The sequence below is a fragment of the Streptomyces phaeochromogenes genome, assembly GCF_001418655.1.
Taxonomy (GTDB): Bacteria; Actinomycetota; Actinomycetes; order Streptomycetales; family Streptomycetaceae; genus Streptomyces; species Streptomyces phaeochromogenes.
Genome location: NZ_LIQZ01000383.1, coordinates 1 through 7,290, shown reverse-complemented (window position 1 = coordinate 7,290; position 7,290 = coordinate 1). Strand labels below are relative to the sequence as shown.

General features: G+C 69.9%; 7 protein-coding genes. 2 read left to right on the top strand and 5 right to left on the bottom strand.

Going from position 1 to position 7,290, the window contains the following annotated elements:
* Window positions 1-207 precede the first annotated feature (207 nt).
* On the bottom strand, window positions 208-1,116 hold the full coding sequence (locus AOK17_RS39260) for an SDR family NAD(P)-dependent oxidoreductase (protein WP_055617404.1): 909 nt from the start codon (window positions 1,114-1,116) through the stop codon (window positions 208-210).
* 96 nt (window positions 1,117-1,212) lie between these two features.
* Here AOK17_RS39260 and AOK17_RS39255 point away from each other — a divergent pair, with 96 nt between their 5' ends.
* A complete protein-coding gene (locus AOK17_RS39255; RefSeq protein ID WP_055617403.1) occupies window positions 1,213-2,139 on the top strand; it encodes a cyclase family protein in 927 nt (308 codons plus the stop codon).
* A gap of 556 nt (window positions 2,140-2,695) precedes the next feature.
* Here AOK17_RS39255 and AOK17_RS39250 read toward each other — a convergent pair.
* The 4 genes from AOK17_RS39250 to AOK17_RS39235 all read right to left on the bottom strand — a co-directional run bounded on the left by AOK17_RS39250 (window position 2,696) and on the right by AOK17_RS39235 (window position 6,949).
* Entirely contained in the window at window positions 2,696-3,232 is a 537-nt protein-coding gene (locus AOK17_RS39250; protein ID WP_107102612.1) for an ATP-binding protein, read from the bottom strand.
* Window positions 3,233-3,712: 480 nt separating this feature from the next.
* Window positions 3,713-4,597: an acyl-CoA dehydrogenase family protein gene (locus AOK17_RS39245; protein ID WP_055617401.1), complete on the bottom strand. Its 885-nt coding sequence runs from the start codon at window positions 4,595-4,597 to the stop codon at window positions 3,713-3,715.
* Window positions 4,598-4,601: 4 nt separating this feature from the next.
* A complete protein-coding gene (locus AOK17_RS39240; protein WP_055617400.1) occupies window positions 4,602-5,756 on the bottom strand; it encodes an acyl-CoA dehydrogenase in 1,155 nt (384 codons plus the stop codon).
* A complete protein-coding gene (locus AOK17_RS39235) occupies window positions 5,756-6,949 on the bottom strand; it encodes an amidohydrolase family protein (protein WP_055617399.1) in 1,194 nt (397 codons plus the stop codon). The genes AOK17_RS39240 and AOK17_RS39235 overlap by 1 nt, the downstream gene beginning before the upstream one ends.
* A gap of 153 nt (window positions 6,950-7,102) precedes the next feature.
* Between AOK17_RS39235 and AOK17_RS39230 the strand changes: the two genes are divergently transcribed.
* Window positions 7,103-7,290, top strand: a 188-nt coding sequence (locus tag AOK17_RS39230; protein ID WP_342671557.1) for an AMP-binding protein, incomplete at its 3' end; no start/stop codon positions are given.

The window sequence follows — 7,290 nt, the reverse complement described above, 5'->3', positions numbered from 1 at the left end:
GTCCAAGGCACCCGAAACGCGCTCCCCCAGCCACCCCCGCACCTCAGCGCGAAACGCCTCATCCTCCGCGGTGACCCCGAATTCCACGTCTCCTCCGCCCACCACAGCGCCCCGTTAAGGGGCGCGGGGAACTGCGCAATCTTTTAGGGGCGCGAGGAACTGTGCGACCAGCGACAGCCAACCCGCACCCACCACCCACCCCAGCCCCTACGGCGCCTTCTTCGCGGAACGAGCCGCCCGCGCCATCTCCTCCACCTGCGCAAGCAACGGCATCGGATCCACCCCCACAGTCCCCGGCAAAAAGTCCGCAATCCGCTCCGGCGTCCAGGCCCCCTCCGCGTACCCCGAACGGAGTTCCCTCGGCTGAGCCCACACCGCGATCTTCGGCCCCGCGATCGTGTAGACCTGCCCGGTGATCCGCTCCTCCCGCGCCCGCTCGGACAGCAGGTACACCACGAGCGCGGCCACGTCCTCGGGTTCGCCGATCTCCTTCAACTCCATGGGCACGTTCGCGGACATACGCGTACGCGCGACGGGTGCGACGGCGTTCGCCGTCACCCCGTACTTGTGGAGCCCCAGCGCCGCGCTCCGCACGAGCGAGATGATCCCGCCCTTCGCCGCGCTGTAGTTGGCCTGGGAGACGGACCCCTGGTGGTTGCCGCTGGTGAACCCGATGAGTGTCCCGGAACCCTGCCGCCGCATGATGGCGGACGCGGCCCGGAAAACGGTGAACGTGCCCTTCAGGTGCGTGGCGAGGACCGGATCCCACTCCTCCTCGGACATGTTGAAGAGCATCCGCTCGCGGAGGATCCCGGCCACGCACACGACTCCGTCGATGCGCCCGTACGTCTCCAGTGCCGTGTCGACGACCCGCTGGCCGCCCGCCATCGTCGAGATGTCGTCGGCGACGGCGATCGCGTCGCCGCCGGCCGCCTCGATCTCCTTGACCACGGCCTCGGCTATCTCGCTGGTCGGCTCCGCGCCCTCGATGGACACCCCGTAGTCGTTGACGACGACCCGTGCGCCCTCGGCCGCGGCGGCCAGCGCCACCGCGCGCCCGATGCCCCGGCCCGCCCCGGTCACGGCGACGACCTTGCCTGCCAAGAAGTTCCCCACGCCCCGGCCCCTTCCCGCAGTTTCTGACGGTCCGTTAGATTCGACTCAGATTCTACGACCCGTCAGATACCTGGAGACAAGCCCCGGGGAGCACTCATGTCGATGCCGGCCGAGTTCCACGAGATCGCCAAGCGCGTGAACAACTGGGGGCGTTGGGGGTCCGACGACGAGATCGGCACGCTCAACCTGATCACCGACGAGGTGGTGCGGGAGGCCGCCGCGACAGTCCGCACCGGCCGCCGCGTCCCACTCGCCCTCCCGCTGAAGGAGGACGGCGTGCAGACCGGGATGATCCCGGGCCGGGTCAACCCGCTGCACGCGATGGTGCAGATCAACCAGGAGCTGTTCGGACCCGGCACGGTCGCGTGCAGCGACGACGCCGTGACCATGGGCCTCCAGGCGGCCACCCACTGGGACGCGCTCACCCACGTCTCGCACTCGGGAAAGATCTACAACGGCCGCCCCGCGACCACCGTCACGGCCCACGGCGGCGCCGAGTTCAGCGGTATCGACAAGCCCCGCCACATCGTCTCGCGCGGCATCCTCCTGGACGTGGCCCGCGCGCTCGGCAAGGACCGCCTCGACGGCGGCCACGCGGTGACCCCGGAAGACCTGGAGGCGGCCGAGGAGTTGGCCGGAACGAAGGTCCGCGCGGGCGACATCGTCCTCGTACGCACCGGTCAGATCCAGGTCTATCTGGCGGGCGACAAGCACGCGTACGCGTTCCCGTCGCCCGGCCTGTCCGTCCGCACCCCGGAGTGGTTCCACGCACGCGATGTGGCCGCCGTCGCGAACGACACCCTCACCTTTGAGATATTTCCTCCGGAAATAGAGGACTTGTGGCTTCCTGTGCACGCCCTCGACCTGGTCGAAATGGGCATGCTCCAGGGCCAGAACTGGAATCTCGAAGAGTTGTCCACAGCCTGTGGAGAACTTGGCCGCCATACGTTCCTGCTGTCGGCGATGCCCGAACCGTTCGTCGGCGCCACGGGAACCCCGGTGGCACCCGTCGCGATTCTCTGAGACACCCTGCCGACCCCGCAGGCCATGGGTCGGCTGGCGGCGCGCCTCCCCCACACTCGGCCACGCCCGGGCGGGAGGGACCCCACCTCACCCCGAGCACGACACCGCGCGCCGCCATCCGGCTCCGGCGTACCCGCCCTGCTCCCGACCCTGGAGGAGCCGACGCCGATCGCGACCCACGCTCGCCAAGGGCTCCCGTCACCGGAACCCTCGCCGTCCCCTCACGGCGAATCGCTGACCACAAGCGTGATCAAACGGACACGAATCGTCAACACCTGTTCGGGGATTCACGGCTTACGCCCCTCTTTGTACCGCCACGGGCAGAAGCACGGCACGGCGCATCGGGCAGCATGGGACGAGTGGGGCGCGGCCCCTGTGCTTCCGTGCTCCGCCGGGAGGTCCGGATGCCATGTGCGGGTCACAGGGGGCCGGTCGTGCCCCGCGACGGAGCCGCCGATGTCACCGCCCCGCGCCCCCGACGGGACGCGGCCGATCGACCACGGAAACCGACCCCGCAAGGACATGACCCGCTCACCCCCGAAGGGGCACGGCCCGCTCAGACCACCTCGAACGCCAAGTCCTCGTAAGCGGCCGGAGCCGAGTCGCACGCCACCGCGGCCGGCGCCGAATCACACGCCACCGCAGCCGCCGCCGTCGCCGAACAGCGGTCCACCTCGCACCAGATGCGCTTGCCGGCGCCCTCGCTGCTCCAGCCCCAGCGGTCGGCGAGGCAGTCGACGAGGGCCAGGCCGCGGCCGTTGGTCTCGTCGCCGTCCGCGCATCGGGGGCGAGGTGGGCGGGCGCTGGCGTCGAGCACCTCCAGGCGGACGGTGGCCACGGCTTCCGCCACGGCACGCTCTCCGGCGGTGGGGCCCGTCACGAGACTCGGCAGCGACAGGCGCAGCACGGCCGGACGGCCGGTGTGCACCACCGCGTTGGTGACCAGCTCGGAGACGAGCAGGATCAGGGTCTCGGCCAGCGGCTCATCGGCCTCTATCCCGGACCCCGCGAGCCGCGAACGGGCCCACCTCCGCGCCCGCCCCACCTCTGCGGGGTCGGGCCGGATCTCCAGCTGCACTTGAAGCACCTGCACCGCTCACACCATCCGAACCGGCGGACACATCGCCTCGCGCCTCGCAAGGGCCACGATCGTGGTCAGAAAAGGGTTCACGGAACGTGATTCCCTTAGGAGACAGCATGGTTGACGTACAGTCACCCCAACAAGCGCTTCGGGCATATTCCAGCGCGAAGGAGTACGCGTGCGGCATACTGTGCGACGCTCGTCACGGGGAGTCGAACAGGCAGGAACGGTCCTGCTTCCTGCCTCGCGAGCGGTGCGCATCGCCGGATCCGGAGCCGCCTCAGGGGCAACACCGTGATGACCCGGCCTCACAACCACTCGCATCCCACACAAGGTACCGGAGCACAGCTCCGACTCCAGGCCGTGACGAGTCACGCATAGGACACAACCCGATATCAACGCTCGGTAATTCCGGTATGCCACGTTCAGTGACATCCGTCCGTTCGAGCCCGTTCCGTCATGCCACGATCGACGGCAATGATCGTGCACAGTTCACGTCCGGGGCCCGGGCGCGACGGCCGCCAGCTCCTCCGCGAGCGTCTCCTCGGCCTCGGCCGCACTCTGCCCACGACGGGCCCGCAGCCAGGCACGTTTGAGGTGAAGGTGCACGTCGGACTCCCATGTGAAGCCCATGCCTCCGTGCACCTGGAGGCAGTCGCGGGCGCCGTGCTCGGCGGCCTCGTCGGCCAGCAGTCCGGCCGCCGCGATGTCGAGCGGATCGGCCGTGACGGCAGCCGCGTAGACCGCACCACGCGCCACCTCCACCCGCACCAGCATCTCGGAGCACAGGTGTTTCACCGCCTGGAAGGCCCCGATCGGCTGCCCGAACTGCTCACGGGTCCGGGCGTGTTGCACGGCCAGTTCGCAGGTGCGGGAGGCGGAGCCCAACTGCTCGGCGGCGATCAGCAGCGCGGCCACCGGATCGGGCGGCGCGGCCCGGGGCACCCGGTGCAGCGGAGTGAGCGGGTCCGCCGAGCGCATCGCGACGGCTCCCGTCACATCGCCGCGTACGACGTCGGCCTCGTCCAGCCACTCGACGAGCGTGCCGTCGACGGCCGCCACGACGGTCTCCCCGGTGGCCGCCCCGGATACTTCGCCGGCCGCGAGGTGCGTGGCCACGAGCGGTCCGGTCAGCAGGGCCCGGCCGGCCTCCTCGAAGGCCAGCACCGCCTCCGGGAGTCCCAGTCCGACCCCGCCCTCCGCCTCGGGCAGCCGCAGCGCGAAGAAGCCCGCCTCACCCAACTCCCGCCAGAGCGCACGGTCGAGCTCCGGCGCGTCCACGGCGGCCCGCAACCGCTCCCGCCCGAAGCGCCGGTCCAGCAGTTCACGCACGCCCGCCCGCAACGCCCGTTGATCATCAGTGAGTTGGAAATCCATACGGTCATCGCCCCTTCGGGAGGCCCAGGATCCGTTCGGCCACGATGTTCCGCTGGATCTGCGAGGTACCGGCCGCGATGGTGTACGAGAGGGACGACAGCCGGTCCAGCGTCCACCGGCTGTCGAGATCGAGCGCCTCGGGACCGAGCACGTCGGCCGCCGCGTCGTACAGGTCCTGCCGCGCGCGCGAGTACCTCAGTTTGAAAACCGAACCCCCGACGCCCGGCACTCCGCCCGACCGCTCCGACTCGCTGACGTTCCACTGCGTGAGCCGCCACAGCGCACGGAACTCGGCATTCAGCCGACCGAGCCGGCGGCGCAGCACCGCGTCGTCCCAGCGGCCGTTCTTCCGCGCCTCGCGCGCGAGTTCGCCGAGGACGCGCCGACACGCCACCACCTCGCCCACGAAGGCCGTCCCGCGCTCGAACGACAGCGTCACCATGGTCACGCGCCAGCCGTCGTTCTCCTCACCGACCCGATTGGCGACCGACACCCGCACATCGTCGAGGAACATCTCGGCGAACTCGGTCGAACCCGCGAGCGTACGCAGCGGACGGACCGTGATCCCCGGCGCGTCCATCGGCATGGCGAGCCACGAAATCCCGCGGTGCTTGGGCGCCTTCGCATCCGTCCGCACCAACAGCTCGCACCAGTCGGCGACTTCCGCGTGGGAGGTCCAGATCTTGGAGCCGTTCACCACGTAGTCGTCGCCGTCCCGCCGCGCGCGCGTGCGCAGTGCCGCGAGGTCCGAGCCGGCGTCCGGCTCGCTGAACCCCTGGCACCACACCTCCTCGCCGCGCAGCACGGGCGGCAGCCAGCGCGCCCGCTGCCCGGCGCTCCCCTCGGCCGCGATCGTGGGCCCGGCGTGCAGCAGCCCGACGAAATTGGCCCCTACGTAGGGCGCGCCCGCCTTCTCCGTCTCCTCCAGGAAGATCAGGTGCTGGGTGGGTGTGGCCCCGCGCCCCCCGGCGTCGGCGGGCCAGTGGAGCCCCGCGTACCCGGCGTCGTACAGCATGCGCTGCCAGCCGAGGTCGTACGCGCGTCTGCCGGGCCAGTCGTCGGGCGAGGGTTTCGGGGGCAGCCCCGGGAGCACCTTGGCGAGCCACTCCCGCAGCCGGGCCCGGAACTCCTCCTCCTCGGGCGTGTAGGAGAGGTCCATTACTTGTCGAGGTCCAGGCCCAGCATGCGGATGGCGTTGCCGCGCATCAGCTTGTAGATCGTCTCGTCGTCGAGGCCCTTCACATGGTCGAGGGCGACCTCCTTGGTGTGCGGGAAGGTCGAGTCGACGTGCGGGTAGTCGGTCTCGAAGGTCGCGTTGTCCCGGCCGACCACGTCCAGCGAGGCGACGCCGTGCTTGTCGCGGAAGAAGCAGCAGAAGATCTGCCGGTAGTAGTAGGTGGAGGGCGGCTCGGGGATCAGATCCCTGACCCCGCCCCAGGCCCGGTGCTCCTCCCACACGTCGTCGGCGCGCTCCAGTGCGTACGGGATCCAGCCCATCTGCCCTTCGGAGTAGGCAAGTTTGAGCTGCGGGAACTTCACCAGCACCCCGCTGAACAGGAAGTCCATCATCGAGGCCATCGCGTTGTTGAAGCTGAGCGAGGCCTGGACGGCGGGAGGCGCGTCGGGCGAGGCGGCGGGCATCTGGCTGCTGCTGCCGATATGCATGTTGACGACGGTGCCGGTCTCCTGGCAGACGGCGAAGAACGGATCCCAGTAGCCGGAGTGGATGGACGGCAGCCCCAGATGGGTCGGGATCTCGGAGAAGGTCACGGCCCGCACGCCCCGGGCGGCGTTGTGCCGGATCTCGGCGACCGCGAGGTCGATGTCCCAGAGCGGGATGATGCACAGCGGGATCAGCCGCCCCCCACTGCCTCCGCACCACTCCTCGACCATGAAGTCGTTGTACGCGCGCACGCAGGCCAGCGCGACCTCCTTGTCGTGCGCCTCGGCGAAGGTCTGCCCGCAGAACCGCGGGAAGGTCGGGAAGCACAGCGAACCCTCGACGTGGTTGGCGTCCATGTCCTTGAGCCGCTCGACGGGATCCCAGCAGCCGGGCCGCATCTCCTCGCGCGTGATGCCTTCGAGCGTCATCTCATCCCGGTCGAAGCCGACGGCGGCGATGTTGCGCTTGTACGGGAACTTCAGGTCCTCGTAGATCCACCAGTCGGTCGGCGGCCCGTCCGGGTCCATCGTGATCTGGTACTTGCCCGCCACGTAGGCGAGTTCGCCGATCCCGGCCGTCAGCGGTTTGGGGCCGCGGTCCTGGTACTTCTTCGGCAGCCAGGTCTCGAAGAGGTTCGCGGGCTCGATCACATGGTCGTCGACGCTGATGATGCGGGGCAGTTCGGTCATGAGTCCCCTCCGCCGGGCCAACTGCGGGTATCTGACGGACCGTCAGTTAAAGGTCCCCTAGAAGGCTAGCCCCGCACCCCTGGACCGACAAGGCACCGAGCCCTACGCTCTCCAGCCAATCTGACTACCCGTCAGCTGTGAGGAGTACGGGCCATGACGACGGACACCGCACACGCACTGGGCGCCTCCCGCACCTTCTGGGAACTCGTCGAGCGCCGCGCCGCGCTCACCCCCGACCGCCCCGTCCTCCTCCAGGACGACCGCACCCTCACCTTCGAGGAGCTGCGCGCGGGCGCGGAGCGGACCGCGGCCGGCCTCCACGACCTGGGCGTACGCCCAGG

Bases quoted from the DNA above. Each gene is read 5' to 3' on its own strand.
- AOK17_RS39240 (WP_055617400.1), bottom strand. From the start codon at position 5,756: ATGGACCTCTCCTACACGCCCGAGGAGGAGGAGTTCCGGGCCCGGCTG.
- AOK17_RS39245 (WP_055617401.1), bottom strand. From the start codon at position 4,597: ATGGATTTCCAACTCACTGATGATCAACGGGCGTTGCGGGCGGGCGTG.
- AOK17_RS39235 (WP_055617399.1), bottom strand. From the start codon at position 6,949: ATGACCGAACTGCCCCGCATCATCAGCGTCGACGACCATGTGATCGAG.
- AOK17_RS39255 (WP_055617403.1), top strand. From the start codon at position 1,213: ATGTCGATGCCGGCCGAGTTCCACGAGATCGCCAAGCGCGTGAACAAC.